The organism is Komagataeibacter rhaeticus, assembly GCF_003207855.1.
GTDB classification, from domain to species: domain Bacteria; phylum Pseudomonadota; class Alphaproteobacteria; order Acetobacterales; family Acetobacteraceae; genus Komagataeibacter; species Komagataeibacter rhaeticus.
This window is the reverse complement of record NZ_NKTZ01000007.1, coordinates 117,605-135,798: the sequence shown is the minus strand read 5'-3', so window position 1 is coordinate 135,798 and position 18,194 is coordinate 117,605. Positions and strand designations below refer to the sequence as shown.

At 63.1% G+C, this 18,194-nt stretch carries 12 protein-coding genes; 9 read left to right on the top strand and 3 right to left on the bottom strand.

Translation table 11 applies throughout. The features are described from left to right. The first annotated feature begins 5 nt into the window (after positions 1–5). The 3 genes from CFR78_RS09410 to msrQ all read left to right on the top strand — a co-directional run bounded on the left by CFR78_RS09410 (position 6) and on the right by msrQ (position 5,897). Positions 6–3,959, top strand: a complete 3,954-nt coding sequence (locus CFR78_RS09410; RefSeq protein WP_034930910.1) for a cellulose synthase subunit BcsC-related outer membrane protein — start codon at positions 6–8, stop codon at positions 3,957–3,959. A gap of 361 nt (positions 3,960–4,320) precedes the next feature. Then, on the top strand, positions 4,321–5,265 hold the full coding sequence (gene msrP / locus CFR78_RS09405; RefSeq protein ID WP_034930908.1) for a protein-methionine-sulfoxide reductase catalytic subunit MsrP: 945 nt from the start codon (positions 4,321–4,323) through the stop codon (positions 5,263–5,265). 2 nt (positions 5,266–5,267) lie between these two features. Beyond that, positions 5,268–5,897: a protein-methionine-sulfoxide reductase heme-binding subunit MsrQ gene (gene msrQ, locus CFR78_RS09400; protein ID WP_034930906.1), complete on the top strand. Its 630-nt coding sequence runs from the start codon at positions 5,268–5,270 to the stop codon at positions 5,895–5,897. Positions 5,898–6,098: 201 nt separating this feature from the next. Here the strand turns inward: msrQ and CFR78_RS09395 are convergent, their stop codons facing one another. Then, positions 6,099–7,049, bottom strand: a complete 951-nt coding sequence (locus tag CFR78_RS09395; RefSeq protein WP_110581092.1) for a helix-turn-helix domain-containing protein — start codon at positions 7,047–7,049, stop codon at positions 6,099–6,101. Positions 7,050–7,268: 219 nt separating this feature from the next. Between CFR78_RS09395 and CFR78_RS09390 the strand changes: the two genes are divergently transcribed. The 6 genes from CFR78_RS09390 to CFR78_RS09365 all read left to right on the top strand — a co-directional run bounded on the left by CFR78_RS09390 (position 7,269) and on the right by CFR78_RS09365 (position 14,975). Beyond that, on the top strand, positions 7,269–8,234 hold the full coding sequence (locus CFR78_RS09390; protein WP_007399965.1) for a thiamine pyrophosphate-dependent dehydrogenase E1 component subunit alpha: 966 nt from the start codon (positions 7,269–7,271) through the stop codon (positions 8,232–8,234). A 32-nt stretch (positions 8,235–8,266) separates the two neighbouring features. Next, positions 8,267–9,295 (top strand): alpha-ketoacid dehydrogenase subunit beta, encoded by a 1,029-nt coding sequence (locus tag CFR78_RS09385; RefSeq protein WP_007399966.1) that lies wholly within the window; start codon positions 8,267–8,269, stop codon positions 9,293–9,295. A 1-nt stretch (position 9,296) separates the two neighbouring features. Further along, positions 9,297–10,439 (top strand): acetoin dehydrogenase dihydrolipoyllysine-residue acetyltransferase subunit, encoded by a 1,143-nt coding sequence (locus CFR78_RS09380; protein ID WP_034930904.1) that lies wholly within the window; start codon positions 9,297–9,299, stop codon positions 10,437–10,439. Between the two features lie 403 nt (positions 10,440–10,842). Continuing rightward, positions 10,843–12,312, top strand: a complete 1,470-nt coding sequence (xylB, locus tag CFR78_RS09375; RefSeq protein WP_034930901.1) for a xylulokinase — start codon at positions 10,843–10,845, stop codon at positions 12,310–12,312. Between the two features lie 113 nt (positions 12,313–12,425). Then, positions 12,426–13,556 carry an L-dopachrome tautomerase-related protein gene (locus CFR78_RS09370; RefSeq protein ID WP_007399970.1) on the top strand — a complete coding sequence of 377 codons (1,131 nt, stop codon included), beginning with the start codon at positions 12,426–12,428 and terminating at the stop codon, positions 13,554–13,556. Between the two features lie 48 nt (positions 13,557–13,604). Then, positions 13,605–14,975 (top strand): sugar porter family MFS transporter, encoded by a 1,371-nt coding sequence (locus CFR78_RS09365; RefSeq protein WP_034930897.1) that lies wholly within the window; start codon positions 13,605–13,607, stop codon positions 14,973–14,975. A 289-nt stretch (positions 14,976–15,264) separates the two neighbouring features. Here the strand turns inward: CFR78_RS09365 and CFR78_RS09360 are convergent, their stop codons facing one another. Together CFR78_RS09360 and CFR78_RS09355 are read right to left on the bottom strand one after the other, a co-directional pair. After that, positions 15,265–16,647, bottom strand: a complete 1,383-nt coding sequence (locus CFR78_RS09360) for an FAD/NAD(P)-binding protein (protein WP_034930894.1) — start codon at positions 16,645–16,647, stop codon at positions 15,265–15,267. A gap of 45 nt (positions 16,648–16,692) precedes the next feature. Beyond that, positions 16,693–17,850, bottom strand: a complete 1,158-nt coding sequence (locus CFR78_RS09355; protein ID WP_240471399.1) for a DegT/DnrJ/EryC1/StrS family aminotransferase — start codon at positions 17,848–17,850, stop codon at positions 16,693–16,695. Positions 17,851–18,194 lie beyond the last annotated feature (344 nt).

The following is an 18,194-nucleotide window of genomic DNA, read 5'->3' as shown; positions in this document are numbered from 1 at the left end:
AATACATGACTCGACAATACTGTCCCGCCCGTGGGCGGCAGCCTGCCGTGGCATGGCGGAAGGCGCCTGCGGCGTGGGTCATGCGCCCCGCCGCCTGCCGGCCGTCATCGGCATGGCTGGCCGGGGGTGGATGGAAAATCATCTGTGGCATGGTTGCCGGTGTCATCATGTCCGGGGAGATCGCGCAGGCGGAACCCGCCTGGACGGCAGGACCGGACACCGCGGCGTCCCCCGCCGGTGGCAGCACCCAGATTACCGTGACCCCCGATGCAGGCCAGAACGCGGCCAACAACGCGCATCTGGCGCATGCCGCGGCCGTGCTGGAACTGCTGCTGAACCAGGGATATTACTGGCTGGGGCAGCACAACCTGCCCAAGGCACGCGAGACGATCCAGCGTGCGTTGTCCATCGAGCCGGATAATAACGAGGCCCTTTTCCTGCTGGGTCGCCTGCAGATGGCGGAAGGCCAGACGAAGCTTGCCGCCGCCACACTGGGCAGGCTGATCCAGAACGGGAATGCACCGGGTCTGGTGGCTGATCTCAGGGCCCAGATCCATGCCGGTCCGATAGACCCCAGGGGGCTGGCGGAAGCCCGCGCCCTTGCGGCCGAGGGCAAGATGATGCCCGCGATGTTCAAATACCGCGCCCTGTTCAAGAACGGTGACCCGCCGCCCGACCTGGCCATGGAATATTACCGCGTTCTGGGGGCCACCACCCTTGGCTATCAGGAAGCCGCCACCAGGCTTGCCGCCTGGGTGGCGCGCAACCCGCGTGACCTGGACGCAAAACTTTCGCTGGACCGGATCCTGACCTATCATGTCACCTCGCGTGACGAGGGGCTGGATGGCCTGCGCCAGCTTGCCCGTTCCAATGCTTCCGCCGCGATACGTGACGGGGCCATTGCCGCCTGGCGTGACGCCCTGCTGTGGGAGCCGGTCACGGGACCCACCATCGCACTGTATAACGAGTGGCTTGACCTGCATCCGGGTGATGCGGAAATCATTGACCGCCGGCACAAGGCGCAGGATGCGCAGAATATCATTGATGGCGCGAATTACCGCCAGCAGGGTTTCGTGCTGCTGTCGCGCAGGAATATCGAAGGGGCCGCCGACCTGTTCCATCGCGCCCTGGCCATCAACGCCCATGACGCGGACTCGCTTGGTGGCATGGCGCTTGTGGCGCAGGCCCGCCAGCAGCCCGCCCTGGCACGGCGCTATTTCCAGCAGGCCATACAGGCGGACCCGGATTCCGCAGCCCACTGGCGCGCGGCCCTGAAGGCGATGGAGGCAGGCGGTGGTGGCGGGATGGACCCGCTGGTGGCACGGATCATACAGGCCATCAATTCCGGACATTATGATGCGGCACAGTCCGACCTGGCGCTGCTGGGCCGCCGGGGCAACACGATCACGCTGCAGGCGCTGCAGGGCATGCTGGCGCGCAGGCAGGGCCATATGGAGGAAGCCGAGCGCCTGTATCGTGAGATCCTGCGCCGCGCGCCGGGCAATGCCGATGCGCTGTTCAATCTGGGCGGGATCCTGATTGAAACCGGACGCGAGGCCGAAGCGCAGGATATCATCGCGCGTCTTGCGCACATCCGTCCCGACCTTGCGCGGCATCTGGAAGTGGCCGGGCTTTCAGCCCGGTCGGACCGGACACGCAATAATGACGAAAAGCTTTCATTGCTGAACCGGGCCATGGCCATGGCCCCCACGGACCCGTGGATACGGCTCAAGCTCGCGCGCGCGCTGGATGAAGCGGGCAACCATGCGCAGGCCCAGGCCATCATGGATGGCGTGACCAGTGGCCGCGCCGTCACCCCCGATGACCTGCAGGCCGCGATCCTCTATGCAATGGGCCGCCATGACATGGCCAGGGCGGAACAGCTTCTGGCGCGGCTGCCCCCCGGTATCGAAAGCCCCGGCATGGCCCGCGTGGCCGAGCAGATCGAACTGGTCCGGCGCATACAGGAACTCAACCGCGTGCCGCGTGCGCCCAACGCGCTCCTTGTGGCGCTGGCCGACCGGCCTGACCCCACGGGTGAACGTGGCATGCGTATCGCCAACGCGCTGCTCGACCGCCATGCCCCACAGGATGCCCAGCAGGTACTGGCAACGGAAGAACGTCTGACCCAGCCGCCCCAGCCATCCCAGCTCCTTGCCTATGCGGGTGTGTACCTGCGGCTGCATTCCGCTGTTGATGCAACGCGATGCCTCAATGCCTTTGATGCGATGGCCCGGGCCCGGCCCACCGACATCACGGCGGACCAGCAGGAGATACGCAACCAGATCGCCATTGGCCTTGCCATCATGACGGCGGACGGGTTCAACCGTTATGGCCAGACGGCGCGGGCGTATCAGGTACTGGCGCCGGTGCTGCAGGCACATCCGGATTCCGCCGAGGCGCATCTGGCCATGGGGCGCGTCTACCAGACCCGCAACATGGCCCGTCGCGCACTGGAAGAGGACCAGATCGCCCTGCGCCTGAAACCGCACAACATATACGCCCTTGCCGCCGCCGCGCGTGACGCGGGGGGACTGCACCAGATGGCAGAGGCAAAAGACTATTCCACCCGGCTGGCACATGAAGACCCCGACGGCCCGATGAGCTGGGAAGTCCGTTCCGATATCGAACGGATAGAGGGCAACACACGCGCGCAGCTGGTGGATGTGGAGCATGCGCGCCACGCGCAGTGCACGCTTGATGGTGAAGGGACATGCGACGGGCAGCATGAAAGCTTCCTGCCGGACTATCGCTGGCCTGAGATCGACAGCAACTACATCAACCTGCATGGCGCGACCCTGCCTGCAACCTATCACTACATTCCCGAAGATGACGGGCCGGAGGCAATGGACCGCCAGATCGTCTATCTGCGGGATTCCGTATCGCCCCAGATCGATGCCAATTCCTACGTGCGCAGCCGTACGGGCACCGCGGGGCTGGGGCAGCTGACGGAATTCGCCGTGCCGATTACGGGCACGCTGCCGTTTGAATCCTGGGAGCACAGGCTGTCCTTCTCGATCGTGCCCACGCTCCTGTTCACCGGCAATCCGCTTGCCAATCCCTATTCGGCGCATGAATTCGGTACCTATGCCATCAATGGGGCGCTGCCCGGCTCATCCCACCATTATTACACGCAGGGTGTGGGGCTGAGCCTGAATTACGTCAATCACTGGTTCTCGGCGGATGTGGGGTCGTCGCCACTGGGCTTTCCCATTACCAATGTGGTGGGCGGGGTTGAATTCGCGCCACGCCTGACCCGCAACCTCGGCCTGCGCATAAGTGGTGGCCGCCGCATGGTGACGGATAGCGAACTGTCCTATGCCGGGATGCGCGATCCGGGCACCGGCAGGCTATGGGGCGGTGTGACACGCATGTTCGGCCATGGCGCGCTTGAATGGTCGGAGCCGACATGGAACCTGTACGCGGGCGGTGGTTTTGCCTATCTGGGTGGCACCCATGTCGTTGACAATACCGAAGTGGAGGCCGGCGCGGGTGGCAGTGCCACGGTATGGCAGTCGCATGACAGGCAGTGGCTGCGGGTCGGGCTTGACCTGATGTATTTCGGCTACAAGCGCGATACCTATTCCTTTACATGGGGGCAGGGGGGATACTTCTCGCCGCAGCAGTATTACGGCGCCATGATACCGGTCGAATGGTCGGGACATGACCGGCGGTGGACATGGTTCCTGCGTGGTGAAGCGGGTTTCCAGCACTATCACAGCAATGGCGCGCCTTATTACCCGACGGATTCCGCCCTGCAGGCGCTTTCTGTGGCGCACCAGCCCGATTATTATGGTGATGAGGGGGAAAGCGGCCTTGCGGGGAACATACGTGGTCGTGTTGTCTATCAGTTCACCCACCGCCTGCGTCTGGGCATGGAAGGTGGTTACAGCCGGGCAGGAAACTGGTCGGAAACCAGCGGCATGTGGATGGCACACTATACTTTTGATGGCCAGTAATGCCGTAGCCACGCGTCGGGCCGCGCCCTGTCCATGACAATGACAGCGCGGCGCGGCATGGGCGGTCATGGATTGTCGGCAGGCTGAAAAAAGGCGGCCTGCCGCGCCGCCCCATTCATGACGGTCCATGCAGGCCATGGATATTCAGTAAATGAAATGGTCCGGGTAATGATTTTTTTAAATACGGCGTTTTGGGGAGTTTCCTGACAGGACCTTCTTTCAGGATGCCGCCCGTTGCATGGGCAGGATTTTAAAACAGTCGATAGGGGAGAGAGGATGGCGTATGCTGCCCGCATGGCGGGGACAGGCCGGGCTTATGGCATCAGGTTCGAACCCCCGTAACCCGGGCAGGAGGCGCATCATGGCAGACCGGTCCTATCCCCGGCCTTCATCTGGCGAGATCACGCCACGTTCGGCATGGCTGTCGCGGCGCGCGCTGCTGGCCGGTGCGGCGGCGGGGGCGGCCACGCATCTTGTCTCGCGCGCGGGGGCACAGACATTGTCCGTACGGCCCGGCCCCTTTCAGGCCGCGGAACGGCCGACCCCGCTTCAGGATGTGACACATTATAATAATTTCTATGAATTTGGCCTCGACAAGGGAGATCCCGCCGCCCTTTCCGCCCGTTTTGCCGCGCGGCCATGGACGCTCTCGGTCGAGGGACTGGTCGCCCGCCCACGCGTATGGGATATCGACCAGCTGATTGCCGCGATGCCACTGGAAGAACGCCTGTACCGCATGCGCTGTGTCGAGGCATGGTCCATGGTCATTCCATGGGATGGCTTTCCGCTTGCCAGCCTGCTTGCACAGGCGGAACCGCTGGGCAGCGCGCGTTATGTCGCCTTTGAATCCGTCGTGCGGCCCGCGCAGATGCCCGGCCAGCGCAACGGGCTTGATTCACTGGCATGGCCCTATGTGGAGGGTCTGCGGCTGGATGAGGCCATGCATCCGCTGACCCTGCTGGCGGTGGGACTGTATGGGGAGATCCTGCCCAACCAGAATGGCGCGCCCGTCCGGCTGGTGGTGCCATGGAAATACGGGTTCAAGGGCATCAAGTCGATCACCCGTATCCGGCTGGTGGAAAGCCAGCCCCCTACAACGTGGAACCAGATGAACGCGCAGGAATACGGTTTCTTCGCCAACGTCAATCCCGAAGTCGATCATCCACGCTGGAGCCAGGCGTCGGAACGGATTATCGGCGCGGGCGGCTTCTTTGGTGGCGGGCGGAAGAAGACCCTCATGTTCAATGGTTATGGCGAACAGGTGGCCGGGCTGTATGGCAGCATGGACCTGCGGCGGAATTACTGAACGTGCCGTATCTGTCCGGTACGCCCCGCAACCGCCTGCTCGTACCGTGGCGGGGTGAGCGGGCGGCCCTGGCCCTGCTGGGCCTGCTGCCTGCCATCCTCTATTTCTGGTACGGCGCGCATGATGCACTGGGGCCGGACCCGGTCAATGTGTTCGAACGCTGGCTGGGGCTGTGGGCGGTGCGCTTTCTGCTGGCGGGGCTGCTGGTTACGCCGCTGCGCGTGCTGACCGGCCTGAACCTGATACGCTACCGCCGCATGCTGGGGCTGCTGGCCTTCTGTTACGTGTGCCTGCATGTGGGCGTGTATGTGGGGCTGGACCAGCAGGGCAATATTGGCGTGCTGGTGCAGGATCTGACCCGGCGCCCGTTCCTCATGATCGGGTTTGCGGCCTTCATGCTGATGGTGCCGCTGGCGATCACGTCCACTGACGGGGCCATGCGCAGGCTGGGCAGGCGGTGGGGCAGGCTGCACCGGCTGGTCTATGGGGTGGCCCTGCTGGTGGCCGTGCATTTCCTTATGGCATTCAAGACCTATAACGTCACCAGCGTGACCTATGCCGGCCTGCTCATGGCCATGGTCGTGTGGCGGTGCCAGGCTGCGTGGCGCAGGTGGCGACGACGGGCAGCATAATGCACTCCCGTGCGCCAGATCATCCGTTATGCCCGGTGGCTGGCCGCAAAGCCTGCCGTTAAAAACCGACACAGTTTTTTTTTGGGAAGCATTTTTCAGAAGCTTCGAAAACGCTGCCTTATTGAACGGGGGCAGTATCCGGAAACTGTTATTTAAAACAATCTCCAGACCATACCACCGGCAGGGAGCCGTATTGCCGTATCAGGCGGGAGGGCTTTCCAGATTACGCAACCTGCGGTGCAGGGTCGAGCGGCTGACGCCCAGCATGCGGGCCGCCACCGCCACCTTGCCGCGCGCACTGGCCAGCGCGGTCTGGATGGCCACTGTCTGGGCTTCACGCAGGGGGGCGCCGGGGCGCGGTGCCGTCGTGTCATCCAGCAGGCACAGATTGACATCCTGTGCCGGGGCAATGCCCATCTGCATGCGCGCGGCAAAGGTGGCGCCTACCACATGCCGCTCCCGGTCCAGGGCCACCATGGGCACGGACGACCCCATCGCCGCCCCCAGCAGCATGATGGCGTGGCCACGGTAGCGGTCCATGAAGCAGGTCCGCTCGATCTGGCGCGCCGCCTGCAGCAGGGCCGATGCCAGCAGCGCGCCCATCGTACCCTCTGGCGTGGGACGGAACGAACTGGCGTTGAGGCAGGCCGCCATGCGGCCCGTCGCGTCATAGACCGGGGTGGCCACCCCCGCCAGCCCATGCAGCCCGCTGCGCCAGTGCTGGTTGCGGTGCACGCTTACGCTGCGCTGTTCAGCCAGGCAGGTGCCTATGCCGTTGGTGCCCGCATCGCGTTCGTGCCATACGGCGCCGGGCCAGAAATGCCACCGTCGGCAGCCGCGCCGGATGGGGGGGGCTGTGCGGTGGTCCAGTACCACGCCCCCGATATCGGCCAGCATGACCGTATAGCCCACCGGTTCCAGTGCCGCGTGCAGCAGATCCAGTTCCGGCGCCGCTAAATGCATGACACGCCCGGCGCGCTGGCAGGACTGGCGCAGTTCGGCGCCCGACAGCACGCAGGGCAGCGCCGGGGTGGCGGGGTCCAGCCCGTATTCATGCTGGCAGCGCCGCCATGAACCTTCCAGCCCGGTCCCGGCCGAGGGGATGGCGGCAATGGGTGGTGCGGAAAACAGGAAACGGGCGCCATGCAGCATGCTGTTCCTACAGGTTTTGAAAAAGAGGGGACGATAGCAGCTAAAGGACCTGCCCCGTGTCGCGGTTTCGCGACACTTCGTACCGTCCCTGTCACATGGCCGTGAAACCTGTCCACCGCGTTGTTGCCGGCAGGCAGGCAAAGCGTGTGTGCTGCCCCCAGCCCGCCGCATGCCCATGCGCATGAGGGGCGGAGGCAGTAAAGAACAGGGGAAACACCCATGCAAATAGCGCGTGAAACGCTGCTGCGCTCGTATCGGGCCATGCGTACCATCCGCATGTTTGAAGAGCGCCTGCATGTCGAATTCGCAACCGGCGAGATACCGGGCTTCGTGCATCTGTACTGCGGCGAGGAAGCCTCGGCCGTGGGCGTATGCGCCAACCTGACGGATAACGACACCATCGCCAGCACCCATCGTGGCCACGGCCACTGCATTGCCAAGGGCGTGGGTGTTGCCGGCATGATGGCCGAAATCTATGGCCGCAGCACCGGCGTGTGCCGTGGCAAGGGCGGGTCGATGCATATTGCCGACCTGAGCTGCGGCATGCTGGGGGCCAACGGCATTGTGGGCGGCGGCCCGCCGCTGATCTGTGGGGCGGCCCTGTCGCACAAGACGCTGGGCGATGGCGCGGTGGCGGTTGCCTTCTATGGCGATGGCGCGTCCAACGAAGGCACCACGCTGGAAAGCCTGAACCTTGCCAGCGTGTGGCAACTGCCTGCCGTGTTCGTGGTGGAGGATAATGGCTATGGCGAGGCCACGGCCGCATCCTATGCCTGTGCGGGCACCCAGCGCGCGCGGGCGGCGGCCTTTGGCATGCCGTATATCGAATGTGACGGCTCGGACTACTTTGCCGTGCACCAGGCGGCGGGGGAAGCGATAGCCCATGCGCGCGGCGGCAACGGCCCGGCCATGCTGCATGTGCACCTGACGCGCTGGTACGGCCATTTTGAAGGCGATGCCATGACATACCGTGCCCCCAACGAGGTGGCCGAGGCCCGGCGTGACCATGACTGCCTCAGGCTTTTCCGTGAGCGGGTAACCCAGGCGGGCCTGTTTGAAGGCAGCGCGCTGGATGAAGTGGACGCCGCCGTGGCGGATGAAATCGAGTCCGCCGTGCTGCGCGCCAAGGACGACCCGCTGCCCCAGGCGCCCGATCTCATGGCCGATGTCTACGTCCGTTACTGAGCCGGTCCCCTACAGCAGGAAGGAAATGTACAATGAGCAAGAAAAGCTTTCGGCAGGCGATCAATGAAGCCCTGCGGCAGGAAATGCGGCGTGACCCGACCGTCATCCTGATGGGGGAGGACGTGGCCGGGGGCCGTGGCGGCTCCGCTGGTGTTACGGATGCCTGGGGCGGTGTGCTGGGTGTGACCAAGGGACTGTATGAAGAGTTTGGTGCCACCCGCGTGCTGGATACCCCGATTACCGAAGCCTCCTATATCGGGGCTGCCGCCGGTGCGGCCGTTACCGGCCTGCGCCCGGTGGCGGAACTGATGTTCGTGGATTTTGTCGGCTGCTGCCTTGACCAGATCATGAACCAGGCAGCCAAGTTCCGCTACATGTTTGGCGGCAAGGCACGCACGCCGCTGGTCATCCGCGCCATGTATGGCGCGGGCTTCAACGCCGCCGCCCAGCACAGCCAGGCGCTGTACCCGCTGTTTACCCACATACCGGGGCTGAAGGTCGTCATCCCGTCTTCCCCCTATGAGGCGAAGGGCCTGCTGATCTCGGCCATACGGGATGACGATCCGGTCATCTTCCTCGAAAACAAGGTGATGTATGACGAGGAAGAGGAGGTGCCCGACGAGGCCTATACCATTCCCTTCGGTGAAGCCAACCTGACACGCGAAGGCGATGACGTGACCATCGTGGCGTTCGGCCGCATGGTGGGATTTGCCAACCAGGCCGCTGACCGGCTGGAAAAGAAGGGAATCAGCTGCACGGTCATCGACCCGCGGACCACATCCCCCCTTGACCGCGACACTATTCTGGAATGCGTGGCCGATACCGGGCGGCTGGTCATTGTGGATGAGTCCAGCCCGCGCTGCAACATGGCGACCGACATCGCGGCCCTGGTGGCGGAGGAAGCGTTCGACACCCTGCGCGCGCCCATCCGCCGCGTGGTGCCGCCGCACACGCCGGTCCCCTTCGCCACGGTGCTCGAGAGCCTGTACATGCCCAGTGTGGAGAAGATCGAGGCAGCCGTAACCGCCACCATGAACCATCGTGTAGTGGAGAAAGTCTGACATGGCACAGGACATCACCCCCATCACCATGCCCAAATTCGGCCTTGCCATGACGGAGGGCAAGATTGCCGGCTGGCTGGTCGAACCCGGTGCCAGCATTACGGCGGGCGAGGAACTGGTCGATATCGAGACCAGCAAGATCACCAACACGTTCGAAAGTCCGCTTGCGGGCACGTTCCGCCGGCAGGTCGCGGCCAATGGCGAGATGCTGCCCGTGGGCGCGCTGATTGGCGTCGTGGCCGATGCGGCGGTGCCGGATGCGGACATTGACGCGTTCATTACCCGTTTCCAGGCCGAATTTGCCGAGAGTGCCGGTGATGGAGAAGGTGACGCGGTCGCTGATGAGCCGGTTACGGTTACGGTGGGGGAATACACCCTGCGCCTGCATGAACGGGGCGAGGGGGATGAGATACCGCTCGTGCTCATCCACGGTTTTGGCGGTGACCTGAAGAACTGGATGTTCAATCACGCAGCCCTTGCCCAGGGGCGGCGCGTCATTGCCTTTGACCTGCCGGGGCATGGTGGTTCCTCGAAGGATGTGGGGCCGGGCACGCTGGAATTCTTTGCTGGTGTAACCATACGGTTACTTGATCACCTTGACCTGCCGCGCGTGCATGTCATGGGGCATTCGCTGGGTGGCGGCATTGCGCTGACACTTGCGCGCATGGCCCCGCAGCGGGTGGCATCCCTTGTGCTGGTTGCCCCGGCCGGGCTGGGCCGCCAGATCAACATGGACTTCATCAACGGCTTTATCGCGGCCGACCGGGTCCGTGCCCTGCAGGATGTGCTGAAATACCTGGTGCATGACAAATCGCTGATCGGGCGGCGCATGGCCGATGACGTGCTGCGCTACAAACGGCTGGACGGGGCGGAGGCGGCATTGCGCACGATCGCGGCCGCCTGCTTCCCCGCGGGCCAGCAGGGTGATGACCTGCGCCCCGACATCCAGGCGGCCGACATGCCGGTCACCCTGATCTGGGGGCAGGCGGATGAAGTGCTGCCCGCAACGCAGGCCGAGGGCCTGCCCGCCGCCATTACCCGCCACATGCTGGCGGACATAGGGCACATGCCCCAGCTTGAAAGTGCCACGGCCGTCAATACGATTGTTGAGGAGTTCATAAAAACGAAGGTCGCCACGTCCTGAAAACCGCTCAAAATAATCCTTGATAAACATGAAGGCTTCTGGGCGCCGTCTTTTCAGGAAGGTGGCGTTCTTCTAGGCTTTAAAAACAAGCCTTGTCAGAAGGTTATTTAAGATTTGCGGCATGTCGTGAATGCAGGCGTCAAAGGCGCATGGAGGGGAAAGGCCGGTCAGGCTTTTCCCTTTTTTCATTTAAAGGGAAACCGTTTTCAGTAAGTAATATTTCAACTGTTCCCGACCTTACTGTCCCGTGCCCGGGCATCATGCCTGCCGGGGGGTGGTCACCAGAAGGTGTGCAGCCCGTACTTGCGCTGTTGCGGGCAGTATGCATTCACTTGCAGCACACGAACGCGGCAAAGCAAGAAGGCCGGACCGGTACGCCGGTCCCGGCACGGGAATAATAATAATGTTTGTCGGGATTGATCTGGGCACTTCGGGCCTGAAGGCCGTTCTGGTTGATGGGGCGCAGCGCGTCCTTGCCAGTCACACGCATCCCCTGCATGTCACATCCCCCCATGCGGGATGGAACGAGCAGGCACCGGGGGACTGGTGGGTCGCCCTTCTGGCCGCCATGGACGTGCTGGCCGCCCGCCATCCGCGTGAAATGGCGGTGGTCAGGGGCATTGGCCTGTCGGGCCAGCAGCATGGTGCCGTGCTGCTGGGGGAAGACGGGGGCGTGCTGCGTCCATGCATCTTGTGGAACGATACCCGCGCCACAGCGCAATGTGGGGAATTCGAGCGTCGCTTCCCCGAATTCCGGCAGGTATGCGGCAACATGGCCATGCCCGGCTTTACCGCGCCCAAGCTGATATGGGTGGCGGAACATGAGCCGGATGTATTTCGTGCCACCCGTCATGTCCTGCTGCCCAAGGCATGGCTGCGTTATCGCATGACTGGCGAGATGATCGAGGACATGTCCGACGCATCGGGTTCCCTGTGGCTGGATGTGGGCAGGCGCTGCTGGTCCGATGGCGCGCTGGCGGCCTGCGGGCTGGAGACGCGCGCCATGCCCGCGCTGGTGGAAGGCACGGCGCGGGCAGGTGCGCTGGATGCCGGTCTGGCGCGTCGGTGGGGGATGAAGGTACGCCCGGTACTGGCGGGGGGCGCGGGCGATAATGCGGCGGGCGCGGTGGGGCTGGGGGCGGTGACGCCGGGTTCATCCTTTCTCTCGCTGGGTACGTCCGGCGTGCTGTGGCTTACGACAGAGCGCTTCAGGCCCCACCCGCAGGGTGGCATCCATGCCTTCTGCCATGCGGTGCCCGACAGGTGGCACCAGATGGGGGTCACGCTGTCGGCGGCGGCGTCGCTGGCATGGTGGGCGCGCACGACCGGCATGACGGAGGCGGCCCTGCTGGCGGAACTGCCCGATCCTGTCACGCAGCCTTCCCCCGTCATTTTCCTGCCGTACCTGTCGGGTGAACGCACGCCGCATAACGACGGGCGCATCCGGGGTGTCTTTGCCGGCCTGTCGCAGGGCACGACGCGGGCACAGATGACGCAGGCGGTGCTGGAAGGGGTGGCGTTCTCCTTTCGTGACGTGGTGGACGTGCTGGCGGCGGCGGGGTCCGTGGTGCGGGAAGCGGATGTGATCGGGGGTGGTTCGAACAGCCGTGTCTGGGTGTCCATCCTGGCCAACGTGACCGGGCTGTCGCTGCATCGCCTGGCGCATGGGGCGCAGGGCGGTGCCTTTGGCGCGGCCCGCCTGGCCCGCCTTGCCGTAACGGGGGAGGAGGTAGAGAGCGTATGCCTGCCGCAAAAGCGCGAGGAGACGCTGGTGCCCGACCCGCAGGTCAGCCCGGCCTATGCCGCCCCGCTGGCCCGTTATCGTGCGCTCTATCCGGCCGTGCGCAGCGCCATGGACACGCTACCTGCCTGACAATGGCCACCCTGCCACGCGCCCGCATTCCTGACCGGGACAAAAGACTGGTATAGCCAGAGGGTCGTTCATCCCGCCCGGCTGGGCAAGAATACGGAAATGGATCAACCAGTATGAAAACAGGCCTGCTTTCCACGATTTTGCACCGCCGCGCGGGCGCGGCCCTGCTTCTGTCGCTTCTGGCGCCGGTTGCGGCCCGTGCGGCAGACAGCGTTGACCACGGGGCGGCCGCCACCGGAAATGTCAGCGTTGTCGCGCGCTTTGCCGACATGCAGCCCTCCGGCATCGCGGCCCTGCCCGATGGGCGGGTGGTGCTGGCCTTTCCGCGCAGTGCGGCCGACCACAAGGGGCCTCGCCTTGGCCTGCTGCGTGACGGCAGGGTTACCCCTTTTCCCGACGCGGCGACACAGGCCCGCCTGATCTCCCCCCTTGGCATGACGGTGGATGCATCGGGGCGGTTGTGGATTGTCGATGAAGGCACGGTTGCGGGCCAGAAAACCCCGCCCACCCCGGCCCTGATCGGCATGGATGGGCATACGGGCCAGATCATTGCGGATATCCCGCTGGACAAGGGCGCCACACTGCCTGACAGCCACGTCAATGACGTGCGCGTGGACATGACGCATGGGGCGCAGGGCACGGCCTATGTCAGCGATACCTCGCTTATGGACCATCCCGCGATCATCGTGGTGGATATTGCCACCGGGCAGGCGCGCCGTGTGCTGGAAAACGCCCCTTCCACCCGTGCCGAGCCGGGTTTCGCCATGGAACTGGATGGACGGATGCTGCGCTATGACATGGCGCATCCGGCCATGGGACAGGGGGGAATCGATGGCCTGACACTCAGCACGGATTCCAGCAGGCTTTACTGGCAGCCCCTGTCCAGCCGCAGGCTGTACAGTGCCCCCACCGCGCTGCTGGCCAATCCCGCCACCAAGCCTGCCCAACTGGAGCAGTCGGTGCGTGATGAAGGCGAGGACGCCGTGGTGGACGGCATGGCCACCGGGCCGGACAACACGCTGTACCTGACCGATATCGAGCGCCATGCCGTGCTGCGCCGCACGGCGGACGGACATCTGGATGTGCTGGCCCATGACCCGCGCCTGATCGCGCCCGACGGGCTGGCGCTGAAGGACGGTGCGTTATGGCTGACCGTGGGCCAGTGGGGGCGGCTGCCCGTTTTCCATGACGGGAAGGACATGGAGGAGCGCCCGTGGCTCGTGGTGCGCATTCCCCTTAAATAAACCCGGCCGGCACCCGTCCGGACCGGCAAGCTGAAAGAACGCATGATAATGGCGCATGACAGGCAGATGGCTTCCCCCGGTTCCGGTATTGTCAACCTGATTGCCGGGGTGGCGGCAACGGGCGGGCTGCTGTTCGGGTACGATACCGGCATCATATCCGCGGCCCTGCTGCAGATAACACCCGACTTCGCACTGGATACGCTGGGCCAGCAGGTCGTGACATCGGCCATTGTGGCGGGTGCGCTGGGGGGCTGCCTTATGGCGGCGCCGCTGTCGGACCGGCTGGGACGGCGCTACATGATCATGTTCGCGGCCCTGGTCTTTATTGTCGGCACGCTGGTGGCATCCCTGGCGCCGGGGGTGGTGCTGCTGGTCTGCGCGCGGTTCATACTGGGGCTTGCGGTTGGCATGTGCTCGCAGATCGTGCCGGTCTATATTGCCGAGATCGCCCCGCGGGAAAAACGCGGGCAGATGGTCGTGCTGTTCCAGCTTGCGGTCGTGTCCGGCATCCTGGTGTCCTTCATTGCGGGGTATCTGTGCCGCAACCAGTCATGGCGGCTCATGTTCGGGCTGGGGATCATACCGGCGGTCATCCTGTTCGGTGGCATGTCGGTGTTGCCGCGCAGCCCGCGCTGGCTGGCCATGAAGGGCAATCTTGAAGGCGCGTTCGAAGTCCTTCAGCGCCTGCGGCGTGACCCGCAGGCCGCGCGCACGGAACTGGACGCCATCGTCGCCATGCATGATGAGCAGGCGCCATGGTCGGCCCTGCTGCAGCCCTGGGTGCGGCCCGCGGTCGTGGCTTCGGTGGGGGTGGCGCTGTTCTGCCAGATCACGGGCATCAATGCGGTGCTGTATTATGCCCCCACCATTTTCGCGGGTGTGGGATTTGGACAGAGTTCCGCCCTGCTCACCTCCATCGCCATTGGGGTGGCCATGGTCCTGTCCACCGCCTTTGGCAGCTGGGCGGTGGATGCGTGGGGGCGGCGGCGGCTGCTGTTGCGGCTCATACCCGGTGCGGTCGTATCGCTTATGGTGCTGGCCACGATGTTTGGCATCGGCTCGACACAGGGTATCAACACCTGGATCACGGCGGCAGCCGTGGTGTGTTACGCCATATTCAACGTGGGCAGCCTGTCTGTGGCCATATGGCTTGTGGGGGCGGAGGTCTATCCCCTGTCATGCCGCAGCAAGGGCATGAGTCTGGTAGCCGCCACGCACTGGGTGGCCGATTTGCTGATTTCGCTGACCACCCTGTCCCTGGTGCAGGCGCTGGGGGCGGCGGGTACGTTCTGGATGTATGCGGGGATCAACCTGCTGGCGTTCGTGTTTGTCTGGCGTTGTGTGCCTGAAACGCGTGGACGCTCGCTGGAGGATATCGAGACGGCGCTGAAAGATGGCACCTTCAACCAGTTGACCTGAGTGCACGGCATTATTTCGGGACAGGAAACAATAAAGCTTTTTAAGCGCTGCCTGTTTTTCAGATAGGCAGCGTTCTTCTACAAGACTGTCTGATCAGTCAGCTCATGATAGCGCTTTGGGATTGAAGAAAGTTTTTGGTGAAGCTTTTTGCAAAAGCTTCGACAGAACGCCGCCTTTTAAAAAAGGCGACACCTAAAAATTTCTATATGATTGATGGATTTTTCCATAAGCAGGCCGCCCTGCGGGTGGTAGGGCGGCCTGTGGGCAGGAGGAAACGTACCAGCCGGGATCAGTGATTGATACTGTGATGCGTGTCGATTGCGGAGGCATGGGCCATTGGGATACGGGGCAGGGGGGCTTCTTCAGGCAGTAGCTGGTACAGGATTTTCTCGCCAATGGCATTCTGCCACAACCACAGGCTGTTGACCTGTCCGTTAAAGCTGCTTTCCCCTCCCATGGTGGCGGACGCGCTGTAGCCCGAAGCCAGCCCCAGGCCGAATAGCCCCGGAATTTCGTGGCCGGACCCATCCATTATGCCGCAGTCCGGTCCGGTCAGGCTGCCATCGGGATGGTCCGTGGCCAGCGCCATGGGATGGTTGTCACGGTCCATGATGGCCACGCGCCGGGGGCGGTAGCCAAGACAGGCGACAAGGGCATCCGCACTGTCCAGCGTGGCCTGCACCGCGCCGTCATTATGTCCTGTCATCTGCATCGTGTGCAGCCGGGGTTCGGGGGCGGCGTTGGCAATGCCCATCAACTGCATGGCCAGATTGCGCGAATCATAGCGCAGCCCCCCGAAGCGGTACACAAAATGGCTGATCGGACAGATATCGGCCGCGCCGAAATCGGTATAGCCATCGGCAAGGGCCTCTTCTGCCGTCCGGTAGAACAGTTTCAGGCGGGACCTGTGCAGCAGCGTCAGGTTGCCCGGCACGATCCGGTTCCCCATATCCCGTAGGATGACCCGGGCAACGGACAGCGCGCTGCTGGCACCGCCAATTATGGCGATCTTCGGCTTTTCGCTTCCGGCCACCAGCGTGCGCAGCCGGCTGATGCCATCAGGGGCAAGCAGGTCATCGGACTGCATGAGCCTGCCGCTGTAACGCGGCAGCAGCGCGGCCCCTCCCACCTGTTCATCATGCAGGCGGCATTCGGGCTGTATGGCACCCAGTGCCAGAACAACCTTTGCCGCCCTGACATGCTGTGCCCCGGCCCCATCGGCCGAGACAAGATGGGCGGCCCATTCCCCCCTGTCGTCCTGACGCAGGCTTGCCAGCCGCCAGCCTGTCAGAAGCCGGGAGGCCGGATGGTTCCGGATCAGTCCGGTCAGGACATGCCCCACCAGATCCAGATAATCCGCCACCACCCGCAGGGGCAGGGTGTCCTTGCCATGGGCCTGGATCATCTCCACCAGCGGGTGGGTGCGCAGTCGGGCCAGTTCGGGTACCGGATTGTCGGTCAGGGCATCGACAAAGGTTTCCGCCGCGCTGTCGGAATTGATGACATAGCGCCCCAGCATGCCGGAACCGATGGTGTGGCCCTGTTCAACCAGGGTAATGCCTTCATCCAGCAGGCGGGACAGTTCGCCCATGCGGGAGGCTGCAAGCAGCAGGGCAATCCCCGCCGGACCACCACCGGCGATCAGGACGGGTGTCAGGGGATAGGATGGCATGGCGTATATATCCGTTTTCCGCAGGGTTGGGGGAGCGGGGGGCTTCTACATATCGTAGGCGGCGCAGGCATCCAGGAATTCCCGGCATACGTACTGCACCATCTCCGGTGTCATTTCATGCCACAGGGGGAGTGACACGATGGAAGCGGACAGGGCGCGTGTCGCGCCCAGATCGCCTGCCTGGCTGTGGGTGGAGAAATAGCTCTGCTCGTGCAGGTGGGGGGAGAAGTAGGTGGATGTCCCGATCCGCCTGTTTTTCATGCGTTCAAGTATGGCGCCGCGATGGGGAACAAGATGGGCGGGCAGGCGTACGGGCAGGAACTGGTAGGATGTACGCGTACCGCGCTGGTGCTGGAATTCAAGGCCGTGCAGCAGTTCATAGTAAAGCTGCTCTATCTGTACTTTCTTTCTGATCACGCCATCCAGATGGTCCAGTCCCGACAGCGCAAGCAGGGCCCCGATTTCCGGCAGTTTGGAATTGAGTCCCGGCATGGTGGCGTGGCGGATCTGCCCGAAACCGAAATTACCCATCGCGCGCAGGGCTTCGATCATGTCGGGGTTGTTCGCGTATATGAAGCCGCCTTCGCCAATGCCCATTGTTTTTGTTGCATGCAGGGAACAGACAATGGCGTGTGGGGACCCGCTTCCAAACCCCCGGCCCTGCGCGTCATGCGCGCCAAGGGAGGCCGCTGCATCAATGACGACAGGCACCCCCGTCGTCTTTTCCAGTTCCGTGTAATGCGCGATATCGATGGCATTGCCAAATGTCGCGTAAGGAAAGACGGCAGCCACCTGCCCATCATATTTGCGTAGCAGGTCATCTTCCGACTGGTGTGATGCCATCCAGTCCAGTGGATCAATATCACAGAACAGTGGTGTAAAACCGGCCCATAATACGGCATGGGCAGCCGCGGCAAAAGTAAAGGATGGCATGATGACGTAACGTGCCCGGGCCGGATCAGTATGCCGGGTGGCATATTTCAGCGCCATCATAAGGCCGATCGTGGCATTGCATACCGTGACACACCGGCCCACCCCGCCAAACATCTGTTCAACCAGACGTGTTTCGAACTTCTGGTTGATCGGGCCGTAATTGGTGTAGATGCCGGATGCTTCCATTGCGATGATGCCATCGGACAACTGGCTTATCTTCGGAATATTGGAACGAATGAACGATATTTCCGGATACGACATTTCTGTCATCTTTATATTCCGCTTCCTGAAATCCGATGGCCACATCTGTCCGCAGGTGCAGAAAAACCGCGTGTCCGTGCAGCCAATACTAAACTCGAACGGTCAGTACAAGTTCACCGGAAATATAAATATATTATTTACCACACGTTTATGTGACATGTGTAACATGGAGAAGTATACAATTTTTGAAAAAACACCGTTAAATTCATGCATGATTGAAAATTATAAAATCGGCATGTCTATAGGACATATTCATGTTGAAGAAAGTGTAAAATATTCATCTCCTCCTTTACATATGAATCGACCCGATCCTGTGGAGTGCCGGACGTGATCACAGCCAGAAAATGTGCGGT